17 protein-coding genes are annotated in these 18,854 nt (G+C 30.2%); 3 read left to right on the forward strand and 14 right to left on the reverse strand.

All coding sequences use genetic code 11. The features are described 5' to 3' along the window. Nucleotides 1-29: 29 nt before the first annotated feature. The 5 genes from BUB33_RS06750 to BUB33_RS06770 all read right to left on the reverse strand — a co-directional run bounded on the left by BUB33_RS06750 (nucleotide 30) and on the right by BUB33_RS06770 (nucleotide 6,016). Nucleotides 30-911, reverse strand: coding sequence for a DMT family transporter (locus tag BUB33_RS06750; protein ID WP_327191967.1), 882 nt, complete (start codon nucleotides 909-911; stop codon nucleotides 30-32). Nucleotides 912-1,016: 105 nt separating this feature from the next. After that, nucleotides 1,017-2,210: a M20 family metallopeptidase gene (locus BUB33_RS06755; RefSeq protein ID WP_072974641.1), complete on the reverse strand. Its 1,194-nt coding sequence runs from the start codon at nucleotides 2,208-2,210 to the stop codon at nucleotides 1,017-1,019. Between the two features lies 1 nt (nucleotide 2,211). Further along, the gene (locus BUB33_RS06760; protein WP_072974643.1) at nucleotides 2,212-3,513 is read right to left on the reverse strand and encodes an L-cysteine desulfidase family protein; all 1,302 of its coding nucleotides are present in this window, start codon (nucleotides 3,511-3,513) and stop codon (nucleotides 2,212-2,214) included. A gap of 41 nt (nucleotides 3,514-3,554) precedes the next feature. Then, nucleotides 3,555-4,967 (reverse strand): YfcC family protein, encoded by a 1,413-nt coding sequence (locus tag BUB33_RS06765; RefSeq protein ID WP_072974646.1) that lies wholly within the window; start codon nucleotides 4,965-4,967, stop codon nucleotides 3,555-3,557. Between the two features lie 11 nt (nucleotides 4,968-4,978). Beyond that, nucleotides 4,979-6,016, reverse strand: a complete 1,038-nt coding sequence (locus BUB33_RS06770; protein WP_072974649.1) for a uroporphyrinogen decarboxylase family protein — start codon at nucleotides 6,014-6,016, stop codon at nucleotides 4,979-4,981. Nucleotides 6,017-6,237: 221 nt separating this feature from the next. Between BUB33_RS06770 and BUB33_RS06775 the strand changes: the two genes are divergently transcribed. Then, complete coding sequence (locus tag BUB33_RS06775) at nucleotides 6,238-7,167, forward strand: helix-turn-helix transcriptional regulator (protein ID WP_072974652.1); 930 nt, start codon at nucleotides 6,238-6,240, stop codon at nucleotides 7,165-7,167. A gap of 76 nt (nucleotides 7,168-7,243) precedes the next feature. Here the strand turns inward: BUB33_RS06775 and BUB33_RS06780 are convergent, their stop codons facing one another. The 3 genes from BUB33_RS06780 to ftsE are packed head-to-tail and all read right to left on the reverse strand — an operon-like array spanning nucleotide 7,244 to nucleotide 9,963. Next, entirely contained in the window at nucleotides 7,244-8,380 is a 1,137-nt protein-coding gene (locus tag BUB33_RS06780) for a murein hydrolase activator EnvC family protein (protein WP_072974655.1), read from the reverse strand. 10 nt (nucleotides 8,381-8,390) lie between these two features. Then, nucleotides 8,391-9,239 carry a permease-like cell division protein FtsX gene (gene ftsX / locus BUB33_RS06785; RefSeq protein WP_234950003.1) on the reverse strand — a complete coding sequence of 283 codons (849 nt, stop codon included), beginning with the start codon at nucleotides 9,237-9,239 and terminating at the stop codon, nucleotides 8,391-8,393. Between the two features lie 28 nt (nucleotides 9,240-9,267). Beyond that, complete coding sequence (ftsE, locus tag BUB33_RS06790; protein WP_072974659.1) at nucleotides 9,268-9,963, reverse strand: cell division ATP-binding protein FtsE; 696 nt, start codon at nucleotides 9,961-9,963, stop codon at nucleotides 9,268-9,270. Nucleotides 9,964-10,104: 141 nt separating this feature from the next. On the opposite strand from ftsE, the gene BUB33_RS06795 reads away from it, so the two are divergent. Beyond that, nucleotides 10,105-10,680, forward strand: coding sequence for a 5-formyltetrahydrofolate cyclo-ligase (locus tag BUB33_RS06795; protein WP_072974662.1), 576 nt, complete (start codon nucleotides 10,105-10,107; stop codon nucleotides 10,678-10,680). Between the two features lie 80 nt (nucleotides 10,681-10,760). Then, nucleotides 10,761-11,945, forward strand: coding sequence for a coenzyme F420-0:L-glutamate ligase (locus tag BUB33_RS06800; protein WP_072974664.1), 1,185 nt, complete (start codon nucleotides 10,761-10,763; stop codon nucleotides 11,943-11,945). 54 nt (nucleotides 11,946-11,999) lie between these two features. Here BUB33_RS06800 and BUB33_RS06805 read toward each other — a convergent pair whose 3' ends face one another. The 6 genes from BUB33_RS06805 to BUB33_RS06830 all read right to left on the reverse strand — a co-directional run bounded on the left by BUB33_RS06805 (nucleotide 12,000) and on the right by BUB33_RS06830 (nucleotide 18,848). Beyond that, complete coding sequence (locus BUB33_RS06805) at nucleotides 12,000-14,387, reverse strand: Lon protease family protein (protein WP_072974667.1); 2,388 nt, start codon at nucleotides 14,385-14,387, stop codon at nucleotides 12,000-12,002. Between the two features lie 186 nt (nucleotides 14,388-14,573). Then, nucleotides 14,574-15,371: a muramidase family protein gene (locus tag BUB33_RS06810; protein ID WP_072974670.1), complete on the reverse strand. Its 798-nt coding sequence runs from the start codon at nucleotides 15,369-15,371 to the stop codon at nucleotides 14,574-14,576. A 275-nt stretch (nucleotides 15,372-15,646) separates the two neighbouring features. Continuing rightward, complete coding sequence (locus BUB33_RS06815) at nucleotides 15,647-16,084, reverse strand: protease complex subunit PrcB family protein (RefSeq protein ID WP_072974672.1); 438 nt, start codon at nucleotides 16,082-16,084, stop codon at nucleotides 15,647-15,649. A gap of 155 nt (nucleotides 16,085-16,239) precedes the next feature. Then, nucleotides 16,240-17,169 (reverse strand): transketolase family protein, encoded by a 930-nt coding sequence (locus BUB33_RS06820; RefSeq protein WP_072974674.1) that lies wholly within the window; start codon nucleotides 17,167-17,169, stop codon nucleotides 16,240-16,242. Further along, complete coding sequence (locus tag BUB33_RS06825; protein ID WP_072974677.1) at nucleotides 17,162-17,977, reverse strand: transketolase; 816 nt, start codon at nucleotides 17,975-17,977, stop codon at nucleotides 17,162-17,164. The genes BUB33_RS06820 and BUB33_RS06825 overlap by 8 nt, the downstream gene beginning before the upstream one ends. Nucleotides 17,978-17,987: 10 nt before the next feature. Continuing rightward, nucleotides 17,988-18,848, reverse strand: coding sequence for a YitT family protein (locus BUB33_RS06830; protein WP_072974679.1), 861 nt, complete (start codon nucleotides 18,846-18,848; stop codon nucleotides 17,988-17,990). Nucleotides 18,849-18,854: the final 6 nt, after the last annotated feature.

Here is an 18,854-nt window from a genome sequence, read left to right on the forward strand (position 1 = left end):
ACTCCTTAATACTTTTTTATAATCTACTATTATACATTTGTTTTTTTATATCTATCAAAATAACCACTTATTCCAATTAAAGCTAAAATAATAACTATACCTCCAAAAACTACTCTAGAATTCAAAGGATCTGAAAATAAAACTATACCTAAAATCGCAGCTATTAAAATTCTACTGGCAGATACAATAGCACCTGTTGCATTATCTACATATTTATACCCCATAGTTATAAATACCTGACCTAATACTCCTGTTACTGCTGATAAAATTATGTCTAATAATACTTTTGTATCAGGCATTGCTAAATCTTTTATAACAAATGGTAGATTTATAATTGTTGCTAAAAGCATTACATAAAAAATTATAATATGAGATTCATCATACTTACCAGCTTCTTTTAGAGATAATATACTAATAGCGGCAGCAATAGATGATAAAATAGAATAAACATCTCCTATATTTACACTACTGAAATCTGGAAATGCCACTAAATAACACCCTAACATAATTGTACCTAGATATAAATAACTGCTTTTCTTTATCTTATCTTTATAAATTATAGGTGCTAATATTAAAACAAATACAGGATATGTCATTTGTAACATATTTGCATTTGTTATTGTGGTATATTGAAAACCAAGAGAAAAAAGCATTATTGATATACTATTAAAGGCACTTCTAATGAATATATGCTTAAATCTATTTGGTTTAAAGGATTTTTTTGTAATAACTATATAAATAAACATTACTATTGTACCTAATAAAAATCTACTAAATGAATTAACCATACCAGACATAGATGAATTCATAGTAACCATTTTACCAAAAGAAGAACTAGCTGCAAAACTTAATGCAGATAATAATACATATATTATCCCTATTAATGCTGAATTATTGTTTTTAATTGTTATCCCCTCCTAAAAATAAAAAAGTTCATAAAATAAGCTTAACATAACCCTGCCATATTGGCTAGAGTTATGTTATTTGCTTTTATATATTAAAAGATTAAATAAATATTAACTTTCTGCTTCTAATAACCATAGATATGCAATGGTAGATAATAGAGCAGACCCTATAGGTAATACCTCTTCATTAAATATAACATTACTATTGTGTTGTCCAAATTCATATCCTTCTTGACTATTTTTACCTGCTCCAATAAATAGATATGCATTATCTTTAATTTTCTCAGATATATATGAAAAATCTTCTGAGCCTCTCTTCACTACAGGTTCTACATTAATATTTATTTTATCTTCAAGTTTTTGTGATAATTTTAAAACTTTGTCAGTGAACTCCTTTGATGTTGTTAATGCCGGCAAGGATTTATCAACCTTAAATTCTGCATTTGCCATAAATGATTGAGATATTCCCTTTGTCATTGTTTCAAATCTTTTTAATAAATATTCTCTTTGCTTATCATCATATGTTCTTAATGTTCCTTTGATTTTTGCACTATTCGGTATAATATTAAAGGTACTATTTGCCTCTATAGAAGTTATGGAGAATAAAACATGACTAAAAGGATCAACTTCTCTATTTATTAAACTACATAGACTATTATATATATTAATAGCAACATTGATTGGATCTATGGTCTCATAAGCTCTTGCTCCATGTCCACCTCTACCATTTATGATTATTTCAAAACTATCATTTGATGCAAATGTCTTACCATATCCATAATCCAAATTTCCTAAAGGACTCTTTGCATCTACATGTAAAGCTAAGGCAGCACTTATATTTTTATCATCTAATACTCCCTTATCTAACATTCTCTTTGCACCAGTTCCACCTTCTTCATCAGGTTGAAACATAAGCCTTACTGTACCATTTAAGCTGTCTTCTCTTTCTTTAAGAATATTTGCAGCACCTAGTAACATAGTGGCATGTAGGTCATGACCACAACAGTGGGAAGACTCTATATCTGACTTAAATTCTAAATCATTTAGTTCGTACATAGGTAATGCATCCATATCAGCTCTTAACAAAACTGTCTTTTCTCCAGAGCCAATATCTGCAACTATTCCTGTGCCATCAATATCACGAAAATTAACACCTATTTCTTTAAGTTTTTCTTTTATATAAGTGGATGTTTTAATTGTGTTATATCCAACTTCAGCATTTTTATGAATATATCTTCTTGTTTGTATTAAATCATCCTTAATTTCATAAGCCTTATCAATAATGCTTTTTACATTTGGGTTCATTTTATCCCTCTCTATTTAACATTATTTCAATAACTGTATCATCAACAGATTTCATCCCTTTAAAGCTGATTTCTCTTAAGTTTCTTATACTTTCTTCTGCACTGCTACTAGCGATTCCGTTATGAGCTTTTATATTAGTGCCTTGAATTGCTAATAAAGCTGATTGTACAGCAGTTGAAGCTGCAGTACCTAGTTTAAGTGCACAACTTGGTTTAGCTCCATCACATATTACTCCTGCTTGGTTTGCAATTATGTTATTTATAGTTGGTGAAATATTATCTCTTCCTGATAATAGCCACGCTATTGCTGAACCAGAACCTATTGACGCAGCTAGACTACATCCGCATAAGTTTGATAATCTTCCAATATATTTTTTAACATAAGATGTAATTATATGACTAATGGCTAATGCTTTGGCTAAATCTTCATTATTTACTTCTTTAATTTCTTTATATGCAGCTATTGGCAGTATAGCAGTCAAACCATTATTTCCACTTCCACTGGAACTCATAACAGGCATGGATTGACCTGACATTCTAACATCTGATGCTGCTGCTGTTAGCATATAAGCTAAATTTCCAAGGTCTTTTGAAATAATGCCATTTTCAATGTTTTTATTATAACTATATCCTGTTCCTAAACCATATTTTGCTTTTATTCCAGCTTGAGCTACTTGGATATTCATTTCCATACCATCTAATAAAAACTTAATATCCTCATAGTCCATATCTTCAATTTCTTTAACAATAGTATCTATGGATAAGTTGTAAAATCCCTCATCAGGATTATCTTTTGTAGCTTTATCGGTTGCTTCATTTCTATTATTTAATACTTCATTACCATCTAATGATAAATAAACTATATTATCATGTTTATCTTCTGTTATAGCTGTTGCAATATGATTAGCATTTTCTACAATTGTTTTTATATAAACTGATTTATTGTTATCTTTAGCAACTTTAACATCTATTTCATATGTTCCTAATGCTTTCTCAGATTTTTTTAATTCTTCATCAGTAATCTTTCCTAGAATTTCTAATCCATATTTAGGAGATGTGGCTGCCCCCAAGGAGGCAGCAATATCTAATCCTATTTTATCAGTATTTGGTATTCCAACATCCATACCATTTTTATATATACCCTTGCTTACTTCTACTGTTATTTTTGAGATTTCCTTAGAATCAGCAGGTAATAAGTTTACTGCATAAGCTGTATTTAATGCAACTGCTACTGGTTCTGTACAGCCAACTGCAGGTTTTACTTCTCTTTTTAATATTTCAATAATTTGTTCTTTAATATTCACTTAAATTAACCCCTTATTTTATCTTTTGTTTCTTAAATTGTTTAAAATGGCCCTAAATTTATTGCTGCTGCAATTGCTACACATATAGCTCCAATAATTGTATTTGTAAGAATTATCTTCCAAATGTATTTAAAATATTTTGGATAACTAATACCTGCTATAGCTATTGCTCCTGATGTTAATGGTGACATAGGTAATAAAAGATTAGTAATACCATCACCATATTGGAAAGCAGCACAAACAGTTTGTTGAGTTATTCCAATTATATCTCCAATAGGTGATAATATTGGTATAGTAACTGCCGCTTGTCCAGCTCCTGAAATTATGAAGAAATTTGTAATATATTGAATAAAGAACATTGTAACTGCACCAAATACCTTTGATGTTCCTGTTAACATTCCTGATAATGCATATACAATTGTATCAATCATTCCTGCGCCTTCCATAATAATAGCGATCGCCTTTGCAAATCCAACTACCATTATTCCTCCAACCATTCCTGATGCACCTTTAACGAATAATTCCATCAATTTATTTGGTGAATATCTAGCAATAACACCAACTACTAACATCATCATTAAGAATATAGCTGGTACTTCTGTTTTAAAATCTCCTCCAGTTAATGCTGTATATACAACAAATGCCATACCTGCAAATACTGCTAACAAAATTCCTATGTTTTTAGCATCTAACTCAGGCATTACTTGCTCTTCTGCATCTTTCTTAGCTGCTTGCTCTACATCATATATAATACTATTTTTAGGATCTTTTCTAATACTCTTAGCATATTTTACTGTCCAAAAAGAAACTGAACAGTTGAATCCAATAAATGCAATGACTCTATACCATGCAGCGGAGAATAAAGGTAAACCAACTAATCCTTGAGCTGTACCTATTGTAAATGGATTAAATATACCGGATGCTAATCCAGCTCCTCCACCTGCAACTACTATACTAATTCCAACTAATGCATCTAATCCCATTGAACGTGCTAATAGAACTCCTAATGGAACGAAAGCTAAATAAGCTTCTAGTGTTCCAATAAATGTTGGTATTAACGAGAAAATAAATACTAATACAGGTATAAAATAAATATCCTTTCCTTTAGCCTTGGAAATAGCCTTGTTTAAAAATGCTTGAATAGCACCAGTACTAGTAACTACTGAAAAAGTACCTCCTACTATTAGGATTAAAAAACATATCCAACTTGTTGCTAAAAATCCTTTAGGTACAGCTGTAAATATATCCATTATAGAAGCTGGGTTCTTTTCAGTCCCATGGTATGAACTTGGATCAACTAATACTCTTCCTGAAGCTGGATCTTCAACACGGTCATATTGTCCTGCTGGAACTATATAAGTTAACAATGCTGCCAAAACAATTATACAACTAATTATTATAAGCGTATGTGGAAATTCCCTCTTTTTTTTCACATTAACAGTTTTCTCAGCCATTTTTATCCTCCTTAATCTAGGTTAACAGATTTTCTAAGTACCTCTACAGATTCTCTAAGTGCTTTTAAATTTTCCTTTGCTGTTTTAGGGTCAACGACACAACCAGGTCCTAAAATAAATCCTTTTCCATCTATTTCTTCAATAGCTTCTTTAGCATGCTCTAATATTTGTTCTTTAGTGCTTCTTGCCATTATACTATCATAATTTAATACTCCATCAACAAAGTATGGAACTTCTTGTATTCCACCTAAGAAACATTTGTCTGTTTTCTTTCTTGCTTCTGATAGGCTTGGGAATGTATGTCTGTCATGCCAGTTAATGCAATTTACTGGATAATTTTCAGCTATTGTATCGAACATTATATTATCACCATGGATATGTATAATATTAAAATATGTCTGATCTGCATAAGACTTTATTAATTCTAAGTCATATTTCATTCCAAATTCTTTAAATTCTTCATCATTCATTAAATCGTAATTAGCATTTTGAGTAGCTAAAAAGAATCCACTTACTCCAGCATTTATATTCTCTTTAACAAAATTAATTGTTGTTGCAGTTATAACCTCTAATGCTTTGTGTACTTCTGCTGGATTTTCCTTAATATCTTTAAATAGTCTATCTCCTGCTAATTTTTTCAATGTAGAAATTGGGCTAAATATTGTTTGTACATAAGGTGTGTGTTTTGGAATAATTTTAGATATTTGTTGAGATAATTGTAGCTGTTTTCCCCAAGTACCGTAATAAGCAGGTAATACTTCTAATTTTGAATAATCACTTACTTCCTTTATTCCAGGTGCTATTATAATAGGTTCATGATATTTATGACAATATATCTTTAATTGTGCACCCCAATCTTGAATTGAATATGTTCCAAAAGGCATTAGCTTTATAAAATCAAAGTCATACTCCTCATTAAAGGCAACTTGTGTTTGAGCTAATGATATTGGGTCTTGATCTACTTCTGAAAAATGCATCCATGCACTAACAGGTACTCTGTCTACTTCTTGATTACGTAATGCTGCCATAATCCTCTGTTCTCTGTTCATATAACCTTCCTCCTAACCCTTAAATTTAATCTTGATACATTTGACATAATAATTGCATAAAAGTATAATAATTAATATAATTGTTTTGTTATTATACTTTTACACTGGTTTATAAATGAATTACTGAATAATAAATTCATCTAAAATGATATCATATTTAATTAATTTCATTATGGGTTAGATTAATCTCATGTACAGTTTATTTTAAGGTGGTATGAATTATGGAAAATAATATTAAATGTAGCAATGGTTGTAATATTTTGTATAATAACTTTTCAATATCTGAAAAAGCATATTTAGATGAACTTTTTGATAATTTCAAAAATAGTTCTGAAACATATTGTGCTTTTATATTAACAAACATTTCACTTGACCTAGGAGATAACTTTCCTTACACTAAAGTTATTTATGTAACAAATGGCAGCCTAAATGTTCATGTTAATGATTTGTCAGCAATATTGTCTAAGGATCATTTTCTTTTTGTGAATGCACACTCTAGACTAAAAATCAGTCCAAATACAGAGGATACTGTATTTTTTAATTTCTATTTTAAAAGAACATTTTTTCATCCTAGTTTTATGAAAAAACTCTCAGAATATGAAATTTTTTATAATTTCATCAATTTTTGCCTAATGGGAAGGGAAAACAACAAAGCTCATACTTTGTTTAAATGCAATAATTTTACAGTAAGACAGCTATTATATATTATGCTGTCTTTAGTTAAAAACAAAAACACGGATTTATTGGAGGCAGCTTTACTATTTCTTTTTGAATATCTATATAAATCTGAAGATAGTGAAGTCCTCACTTCTCTATCAACATTTATAAATGCCTCCATAGTGAATTCAATGATTAAGTATATATCCATTAACTATAATGATGTAACTTTGCATAGCTTATCCAAACATTTTAATTACCATCCAAATTATATATCTAATTTAATTAAAAAAGAAACAAATATGACATTCCAGCAACATGTTCAAAATGCAAAGTTAAAAAAGGCAGCATATTTATTAATAAATACTGATTTATATATTAAAGATATCGCTCTGGACTTAGGTTATGTGGATACTTCTTATTTCAATAAAATATTCAAAGAAACTTACAACTGTACTCCAACAGACTACAGAGTAAAAAACAAATCTATATAGCACATATTATACTGCTATAATCAGAAAGAGAGATAAAGTTATTCTTTATCTCTCTTTCTCTATTCTCAAATATAGCCTATTTTCCCCTTAACCATGGTATTGGGTCTACATAAGCCCCATTTTTTCTTACTTCAAAGTGACAATGAGGACCAGTAGATATTCCAGTACTACCAGCTTTTGCAATTGTATCTCCACGTTTTACCTCTTGACCTACTGATACAACTAAGGATGAATTATGCCCATAAAGTGTAACTATTCCTCCACCATGGTCAATCATTACTGCCTTACCATAACCACCTAATGTTCCCGAATATATTACAGTCCCCGCTGAAGCAGCCTTAATGCTTGTCCCAGTAGGTGCTGGTATATCTATTCCTGTATGCAATTTCTTAGTCTTAAAAACAGGATGAACTCTATATCCAAATGGCGAACTAATTCTTGAGTAACCAGGTACAGGCCATGACATAGTACCTCCCGAATAAGGTCCAGTAACTCGCTGTAATTTAACTATTTGTGACTCTATTTCCTTAGCAAAATTATTTAATTTATCATATTCCTTTTCGTATGCTTGTTTATCCTTTGCAAGTCTTCCCATTAAGTCTTCTTTTTCTCTAGTAGCTTTTGCTAAATCTCTTCTCCTTGCTTCTAATTTATTCCTTGATATTTCCATAGATTTTTTTTGTGTTTGTAGTTGGGTTTTCTTTGTATCAATTATATCTCTTTGTTCCTTCATATACTCTATTAACTCTGTATCATGTTTTGCTATTGCCTTTACCATATCTTGCCTAGATAAAAAGTCTTTAATATCTGCAGAAGATAAAAGAACCTCTAAGTACCCTACATTGCCATTTTTATACATTACTCTCAATCTCTTTCCAAATACTTCCTTTTTATCACTTATGTTTTCCTCGGCTTCTTTTAATTCTGCAGTGGTTTTTTCAATACTTAAAGTTAAATCTTGTAATTCTTTCTCCACTTTATTTAAATCATTACTGGCACTTGACATCTTTGCATCCAAAGTTTCAATTTCCTTTGATACATCTTTTGTCCTTTTTTCAATTGCCTTTATTTCCTTTTTAGTATCTCTTATTTTCTTATCAATTGTTGTTTGTTTTTTCTTTAAATCTTCCACTGTATCCGCAGCATATACTTGGATAAAATTAAATGTAAATATTAAAGCCAATACTAGATATATAATTTTTTTCTTTTTCATATTGTCCCCCCTATACATTAAGAAAACGTTTTAAAGATAATATACTGCCTAATGCTCCTATACCAACACCTATTGCAGTAAACATTATTGTTATGTCCTTCACCAATAAAGCCGGTGATACTAAATATACTGTTAAAAGCACATAAAGCTTATCACTTACTGATTTAAAGAAATATTCATAACCATAGTTTATAACTACTATAGATAATGCTGCACCTATAAGACCAAATAAAACCCCTTCTATAATGAAAGGCCCTCTTATATATCCATTGGTTGCACCTACATATTTCATTATATTTATCTCTCGCCTTCTTGAGGCTACTGTAATTTTTACAGTATTGGAAATAATAAATACAGAAACTAATACCAAAACTCCTATTACAACAATACCACCAACTCTAATATAATTAGCAATTATCATAAGCTTGTCTATTATATCCTTATAATATTTTACATCCTCTATGCCTTTTATAGTTTTAAGCTCTTTAACTACTGAATCTGCATACTTTATATCCTGTAATTGAATTATATAAGAGTTCTGAAGCGGGTTTTCTTCCAACCCATCCAATAAATAAGAATCTCCCTCCCATTCTTCTTTCATAATTTCTAGCCCTTGTTCTTTAGAACGAAATACTACTGATAATACGCCTTCCTTTGATTTTATAGCTTCCTCTATAATCCCTATATCTTTATCTTCTAAATCTAATTCTAAAAACACTTGTATCTCATCAAACTTAGTTTTTACCTCTAGGACTAAATTATTTATACTTAAAATCAAAATTAAAACTATACCTAATATAATAAGTACAGCTGATATAGAACCAACAGAAGCTAATCCCATACCTCGATTTCTCCACATACCCTGAAATCCCTGCTTTACTATATTCTTAAACACCCGAAATCGCATCACCGTATCCACCCTTCTGTTCGTCCCTAATTAACTTGCCATCATGGATTTCTATTACTCTTTTCTTCATCTTATTTACTATATCCTTTGCATGAGTTGCCATAAGTATAGTAGTGCCTCTGCCATTAATTTCAGATAAAACCTTCATTATTTCCCATGCAGTTTCTGGATCTAAATTTCCAGTAGGTTCGTCTGCGATTAAAACTGGCGGACTATTAACAATGGCTCTGGCAATAGATACCCTTTGACGCTCACCACCAGATAATTGGTCTGGAAAACTAGAAGCTTTCCTACTTAAATCTACCATACTTAATACCATTGGTACACTTCTTCTTATTTCCTTAGGGTGAGCCCCTATTATCTCCATGGCAAAAGCTACATTCTCATATACTGTCTTATTAGGCAATAATCTAAAATCTTGAAAAACCACACCTATATTTCTTCTAATATATGGTACTCTTCTATTTCTAACCTTTGTTATATCCATATCCTTCAACATTATTTTACCATCTGTAGGCTCCTCTTCCTTCAATAAGAGTTTAATCAGTGTAGATTTCCCAGCACCTGATGATCCTACCAAAAAAACAAACTCACCCTTATGTATTTCTAAATCTATATTTGAAAGTGCTTTAACATTATTATCGTATTCTTTGCTTACATTCACAAGTTTTATCAATCTTACCACCCCGTTTTTCTATAATATAATATATTAAAACTTGAGTAAAGTCCCATTAATTTCCAAACCCCTTTTTACTTTCCCTTAATTGTATATTATAATATAAAATGTAAGATAAATAAACCATAAGAGGTGATTATTTTGGATAAAAAAATTTTAAGAAAGAAAATTTTGCAAAAAAGAGCTGAATTATCTACAGAAAATATTGTAAACTATAGTAATATTATCGAAAATAAACTATATAAAATGGATTATTATAAAAATGCTAAAACTATTATGTCTTTTATTAGCTTTGGAGATGAAATAATTACACATGAAATAATTAAAAACTCTATAAAAAATGGTAAATCAGTCGTTGTTCCTATTACTATACCAGAAACTAAAGAATTAAAGGTTTCTAAGATTTTAGATTTTTCTGAGCTTGAAATAGGATATTACAATATCCTTACTCCTAAAAAGGATTTTTTAAGATTTATTGATTTTAATACTATAGATTTAGTTTTAGTTCCTGGTGTTGTTTTCGCTAGGGATGGCTATAGGGTCGGATACGGTGGAGGTTACTACGATAGATTCTTGTCTAAGTTTAAAGAAAAAGTAAATACAATAGGATTAGCATTTGACTTGCAAATCGTAGAGGAAGTTCCCAAAGACTCCTTTGATATCCCTGTTGACTTTATAATAACAGAAAAGGAGACAATAAATTGCTTAGAAAAATAAACTTTATACTAAGCTTTTAATTTCCATTATTAGTGGTATAATATATGAGGTATTTAATTTGTTATTTAGGAGGAATTATAATGGTAAGAAGAATAGGCACTACAGCAAGGGGGATTAGAACTCCCATTGTTAAAGAAGGTGATGATTTAGCTAATATTGTAGTTGATTCTTTACTCCTAGCAGCTAGCTCTGAAGACTTCTCTATTAGAGATAGGGATGTTTTAGGTATTACAGAATCACTATTAGCTAGGGCTCAAGGAAATTATGCTACTTCAGATGCCATAGCTAAGGATATCAAGGTTAAATTCCCTTCAACTGTAGGATTAGTCTTCCCTATTTTAAGTAGAAATAGATTTTCAATTATATTAAAAGGAATAATATCAAGTGGAAGAAAGGTAGTATTGCTACTTTCTTATCCTTCTGATGAAGTAGGAAATCATTTAATGGATATAGATAAAATGGATGAATTGAAAATTAATCCATATACAGATATATTAACAGAATCCGATTATAGAAAGCTTTTTGGTGAAAAAGTTGTACATCCCTTTACAGGTGTAGATTATGTAAGTATGTATAAAGAAATAGGTAAAGATAATATTGAAATAATTTTCTCTAATAATCCAAGAACAATATTAGATTATACTAAAGATATATTGGTGGCAAATATCCATGATAGACACAGAACCAAAAGAATTCTTAAAGAATCCGGTGCTAACATTGTTTATGGTTTAGATGATATTTTAAACTCATCTATAGATAGTTCTGGCTATAATCCAGAATATGGCGTACTTGGCTCAAATCTTGCTTCTGAAAATGAGTTAAAGTTATTTCCTAGAGATTGTCAAAGTTTTGTTGAATCTGTACAAGAAAAAGTAAGAGAAAAAACCGGAAAAAATATTGAAGTTATGATTTATGGAGATGGCGCTTTTAAAGATCCAGTGGGAAAAATTTGGGAACTTGCAGACCCTGTAGTTTCTCCAGGATACACTAAAGGATTAGAAGGCACTCCAAATGAATTGAAGCTGAAATATATTGTAGATACAGAATTAGATGATTTACACGGTGATGAAGTTATGGAAGCTGTTAAACAAAAAATAAATAATAAAGATAGCAGTTTATCTAAAAAAGAAGAATCTTTAGGGACAACCCCTAGAAGATTAACAGATTTATTAGGCAGCCTTTGTGATTTAACCAGTGGTAGCGGAGATAAGGGTACTCCTATAGTATATATTCAAGGATATTTTGATAATTATGCAACAGAATAATTTTATAATTTATAAAACAAGTAATGCGACAGGAGAACCGTCCCCTGTCGCATATTACTCTTCAAACTCTTTATCTAACATAGCATAATATATTAATTTTTCTTGAACATAATAATTAATGGTGTTTTCCTCATATTCCCCATTCTCATTTAATTCTCCTGCTTTTATCCCCGTTAATATTTCCATTCCTTCATCTATTGTATTTATAGCATAAATCGTAAATATCCCTTTCCTTACTGCGTCTATTACTTCTTCATTTAACATTAAATTGTCTATGTTTTTACTTGGAATTATAACTCCCTCTCCACCTCTTAATCCTTTGAGCTTACATACATTATAAAAACCCTCTATTTTCTCATTTACTCCACCTATAGGTTGAATTATTCCTTTTTGATTTACAGAGCCTGTAACTGCAATTCCTTGTTTTATTGGTATATCTCCTAAACTTGACAATATGGCATATAGCTCTGTACTAGAAGCACTATCACCATCTATACCATCATAGGATTGCTCGAAAGTAATACTAGCTGTCATAGATAGTTGAATATTTTGAGCATATTTTTCCCCTAAATACCCACTCATGATTAAAACTCCTTTATCATGAATATTTCCACTTTGGTCTGTTTCCTTCTCAATATTTATTATTCCATCTTTACCAAAATAAGTATTTGCAGTTATCTTAGTAGGTCTTCCAAAGGAATATTGCCCCAAATCAATGACAGAAAGTCCATTTATTTCTCCAATCTTTTCTCCCTCAGTATCTATTAAAATAGTTCCATTGTCTATCAATTCTAAAAGTCTTTCCTCATATGAATTATTTCTATATTGTCTCTTAGATATGGTTATTTCCACATCTTCCTTCGTAACTATATTCTTCCCTTTACTAAATGCCCATCCATCAGCTTCATATATTACTTCTACTAAGTTATTGAAACTTGCAGTAAGTTTATCCTTTTCATCTGCTATTCTGCTGCTTAAATCTATTATTGCCCCTAAGGCATCTCTATTAAATGGTAATAGATTTTCCTTTTTACATTGATAAGCTACAAATGAACCAATTTTTAATATATTTTCCTTGTTTCTCTCCATTTCAGTATCAAAATCAGCTCTTATTCTAAAAAGTTTTTTAAACTCTTCATCATAAGTATATAAAAGATGATATGTCATATAATCTCCTATGATTATTATTTTAATATCTAATGGTATTGCTTCAGGATTTAAGGTTTCAGATGTTAAATTAGAACTATAAATATTTTCAATTTTTAACTCTTCAGTAGCTATTGCCCTTTTTAGTCCATCCCAAGAAAATTTGTCTTGCAGAACATCTTTTGCCTGAATTAATATATATCCTCCATTAGCCTCATGCATAGATCCTGGTTTAATCCTAGTATGATCAGTTTTTGCCACACCCATTTCATTAGCATATTCTATTTTACCAAATAAGTTATAATAATTTGGATTCATCTCTTTTATTACTGGTGCTCCTTCTTTATAACTATTATCTATAAAAAGATTGACAAAATATCTTTTTAAAAATTCTTCTTTCTTATTTCCTTGAAGAAATATTTTTTCCATATAGTTTTCTTCTTCATCATCTAAAAACATTTCATAGTTTTTGACAATATCTTCTTTCATATCTAAAAGAAAATTGGTTATTCCCTCATTTTTTCTATATTTTACTTGAATTGGTCCTATAAATGTAGTTGCCACTAATGCAACTTGTTCTTCCTTTAGCTTCTTTATTTCATTTTTTAATTTAATTTCTATATTCTTTATTCGCTTAATGTAATCATAAGATTTCTGAGTTAATTCTATTGATATATCCCCAAGTCTATCCATATCTTCATCTGACAGTCTATCAAGTTCTTCATCTGTCATAGGTCTATTATCAACTAAGGGAATACTCAATATGCCCCTTTCTGTTTGCTTAAATACAAAATTATATTCTTTAGCAAAATTATTTAATTCTATTAATATATTTTCAGCCATTTTTTTATTTTCATTAAATATGGAGTTTTTATTGTCTTCATAGCTCTTTGAACTTAATGCCTTAGGTATTTCAATATCTATATTTTTTATAGCAGTTTCTATTTCCTTCTTAAAACTCATGCCTTTGCCAGCCTCTAAATTTATTGCCTTTGGACAATTTGGTCTTTTAAAATTATATACATAACACCAATCATATGGTGTGGATCTTTTCTTAGCAAATTCCTCTGCAACTAAATATGAATAAGAGCTTCTTCCTGTACCTGCAAAACCTGATACATATATATTGTATCCTTTTCTCCTCATAGAAAGCCCATACTTTAAAGCTTCCATAGCTCTATCCTGCCCTATTAGCTCTCTATCTATCACCCAATCTTTAGTAGTAGCATGGGGAAATATATTTGGATCACATTGATTTCTTAGTTTTTCAACTAAAACTTTATATTTTTCTAACATTGGAATCACCTCCATAAATAACTCCTTTAATTATACACTATTTCATAGTTCAATGTATTCTAAATTTTATATTTGTTTACAAAAAGATTAAATTATAAAAAACTTATGTCTAAGCATTAGTGATATATTAAAATAGGGTTTCCCTATTATTTATAAAATAAATGCAATGGGGAAACCCCATTGCATTTATTTTATTCCTGCTGCTATTTTTATCATTTTTTGATGTTCATTATCTTGTTTTCCATCCATATGTCTTGTACTGCCTGCAAAATGTATATCAAAATGTCCGTCTATTCCATTACCCTTTATATAATCAAAGTTAATCCCTCTACCATATCCACCTGACCTATTATTCGTCACTACTCCTCCTGCTACGCTATCTAATCCTGCATGGGGCATAAAAGTTACACTGGCTGCTATCTTTCTCCCATTATATTCTACAATAGCAGGTCTTCTTGTCCAACTAAAATCTCCCCATATAGATTTCATAATATCAGTATCTTCTTTAGTTAATGTCTCACAGTCTGCATGATTTGAACCCACTGATCTTTGAACCATATAAGATTTACCAGTGTAAAAATCTATTACTTTAAACTCTGCTCCCCTTGGAACTATTTTATCCACTTCATTAAACCAATTAAGATACTCTCCATATGTAGTTTCCTTAACTGATGTTTCTTGTATTATTTCCTCTTTTTGTACTTCAATAATATTATTTATTGTTCTTGTATCTACAGTTCCTCTATTTACAGAATTCTTTTTTATTTGCCTTCCTGGAATCTTTATAACTTGTCCAGGATAAATTATTGTTTTTTTATTAGCTTTATTTTCTTTTAATATACTTTCTATTGAAACTCCATATTTTTGAGAAATTTTCCAAAACGTATCTCCTTTTTTTACTATATGATTTGCTGCAAAACTAGTGGTACTAATACAAAGAGTTAATGCAACAGTTCCTATTGCTGTTTTTGTGATTTTCTTCATATAATTTCTCCCTTCAATTTACATTTTCTTTTGTAACCTTTTTGTTACCTATTACATTATTTCGACATAAATCATTAAAACCCTTTATGTAATATTTTCCAGCACAATAGATTAAAGCAGTAAAACCTCTTTAACCTACTAATTTATATATTCGACATTTACAGGTCAAAACCCTTTTTAAAAACAAAAAAACTGCTGATAAATTTTACTTTATCAACAGTCTGACAATAAGGATTAGTTCTCTATTCATAGATATTTATTATAAGTATTTAATTTTATTCATTATACTCAATATCTAAATGTACTTCCTCTGGCATACTTTTTAAATTAGTCTTTACTACAATATATGGATAGTCATATTCTTGTTCAACTATTTCATTGGGATCTGGATCTGTAAATTTTGCATAGACTATTAAATCATATACATCTTTATTATATTTTTCTTTTGCAATTTGGACTATTTCTACTAAATATCCCTTTGAATTTTTTTCCCCTCTTGTAACTACAACATAAATATCATCTTCGTATTTACATGTTAAAGCTCTTTCTTCTGTTAAATATTTAGGCAGCATTTCAGAAATCTTTTCTGGTATTTCATCTTCTTGTACCACTTTAAATTTAACTTGACTGTCACTACCTTTTAATAATCTAGGTATAAATAGAATTCCCATAACTAAAATAATTGCCAAGGCAATAATTTGATTTCTTTTCAATCTTATCCCCCCAATATTAATCTTATATAATTAATATTCTTTACGGGACTATATTATGTATATTTTATAAAAAAGGCTTTTTTGAAACTAATTGACGAAAAATCCTTATTTCTTATAAAAAACCTCTGATTTATACATAATCAGAGGTTTACATACTATAATAATTCTTTTGCTTTATTTACAATATTATCTATATTAAGTCCATATTTATCCAGTAATTCAAATCCATCTCCTGATTCTCCAAAGGTATCCATAGTCCCAATCCTAATAACACGAGTTGGTTGCTTTTCAGATACTACCTCTGCTACTGCACTACCTAACCCTCCTATTATACTATGTTCCTCAACAGTAACTATTCCTTTTGTTTCTTTAGCTGCTTTTATTATAATATCTTCATCTATAGGTTTAATACTAGCCATATTTATAACCCTTGCTGATATACCTTCTTCGGCCAATTTTTCTGATGCAGATAATGCCTTTGCAACCATAACTCCTGTGGCTATAAGAGTTATATCTTTTCCTTCTTTTAACTCCACAGCTTTACCTATTTCAAATTTATAATCTTCATCAAATATTACAGGAACTTTTGCCCTTCCAAGTCTTATATATACTGGTCCATTATGTTCTGCGGCTTTAAATATACATTGCTTTGTTTCTATAGCATCTGCAGGACTTAATACTACCATGTTAGGTAAAGATCTCATTAGACTAATATCCTCTAATGCTTGGTGAGTTGCTCCATCTTCTCCTACAGTTAAACCTGCATGAGTTGCTGCAATTTTTACATTTAATTTTGGATAGCATACTGAGTTTCTTATAATTTCAAAAGCACGACCTGTAGCAAACATTGCAAAACTACTTGCAAAAGGAATCTTGCCTGCAGTAGCTAATCCTGCTGCTGTACCTACTAAATTTTGTTCTGCTATACCTACATTAAAAAATCTTTCTGGATAAGCTTTAGCAAAAACAGATGTCTTAGTAGAACCTGAAAGGTCTGCATCTAATACCACTATATTTTCATTATTCCCGCCTAATTCTTTTAATGCCTCTCCATAAGCATCCCTTGTTGCAATCATATTAGCCATTTAATCCACCTCCCAATTCTTCTAAAGCCTTAGAAGCTTCTTCAGCTGACGGAGCCTTCCCATGCCAACCTACCTTATCTTCCATAAATGATATACCTTTACCCTTGTGAGTATGAGCAATTATCATAGTAGGTTTGTTTTTAATATTTTTTGCTTCATCTATTGCATTTAATATTTCATCAAAGGAATGTCCATTAATAGTTAATACATGCCAACCAAATGCTCTAAATTTATCATCAATTGGATCGATATTCATTATTTCATTATTTGGTCCATCGATTTGAAGTCCATTATAGTCTAAAAATACAGTTAGATTATCTAATTTATAATGTGCAGCTAACATGGCTGCTTCCCAAATTAATCCTTCTTGAGACTCTCCATCTCCTATTAATGCATATACCCTATAATCTTTATTATCTAATTTGCCTGCTAATGCCATGCCATTTGCAGCTGCCAATCCTTGTCCTAAAGAACCTGTTGTCATATCAACACCAGGAATATCCTTCATATCTGGATGTCCTTGTAATATTGAGCCTAACTTTCTAAAATTATTCAATTCTTCTTTAGAAAAAAATCCTTTTTCAGCTAAAGTAGAATATAAAACTGGAGAAGCATGCCCTTTTGATAATACAAATCTATCCCTGCCTTCCCATCTAGGGTTTTTAATATCTACTTTCATCTCTTTAAAATATAGAGTTGTTAATATTTCCACTGCTGATAAAGAGCCCCCAGGGTGTCCTGATTGAGATTTTTCTAACATATTGATTATATCTACTCTAATATTTCGAGCTATTTCTTTTAAATCCATTATATCCCTCCTAATGTTTTTTATCATAGGTAAATCCCTCACCTAATACTTCATACATTTCAGATACCATAACAAAAGCATAGGGGTCAGTTTCCTTTACTATATCTTTTACATTAGCAAATTGTGACCTAGATACTACACATAAAAGAACATCTTTATCTTCCTTTGAATACATACCTTTACCTTTTAATAAAGTCACCCCTCTACCTATTTCCATCATAAGTTTTTCACTTATTTTATCGGGATTATCAGAAATAATAAAAAATCCCTTTTGATATCCTATTCCTTCTAAAATCATATCTATTACCTTCATTATAACAAACATAGCAATAATTGAGTATAGAGAAATCTCAATGTTTCTTCCTACTACGCCTGCAAAGACAACTACAAATAAATCAATCATTGTCATAAATGTAGTTACACTTAGACTTGGTATTTTATTATTCAGTATAGCACCTGCTAAGTCAGTTCCTCCAGTAGTTCCACCGAATTTAAAGACCAATCCTAACCCTATACCACATAATACCCCTCCAAATATGGCAGATAATAATAAATCATGTGTTAAAACTATTGGTGGTAAAACTTTTAAAAAGAAAGATAATAATATAGTTGCATATAAAGTCTTTATAGCTGTTCCTCTTCCTAAAATTTTTGCACCAAAAATAAATAACGGAATATTTATTGCTAAGTTTGTAATATATATAGGAACTTTGACTATTTTTTCTATAACTACAGCAAATCCTGTAACTCCACCAGGAGCTATGGTATTTGGTGCTAAAAAATAATCCAAGGCTATAGACATCAAGAATACACCAATACTTATTAGAACATAGCTATATACAGTCTTATACCATCTTTCATTATTTGCCATAAAATT

The organism is Tissierella praeacuta DSM 18095 (genome assembly GCF_900128955.1).
In the GTDB taxonomy this organism is placed as follows: Bacteria; Bacillota; Clostridia; order Tissierellales; family Tissierellaceae; genus Tissierella; species Tissierella praeacuta.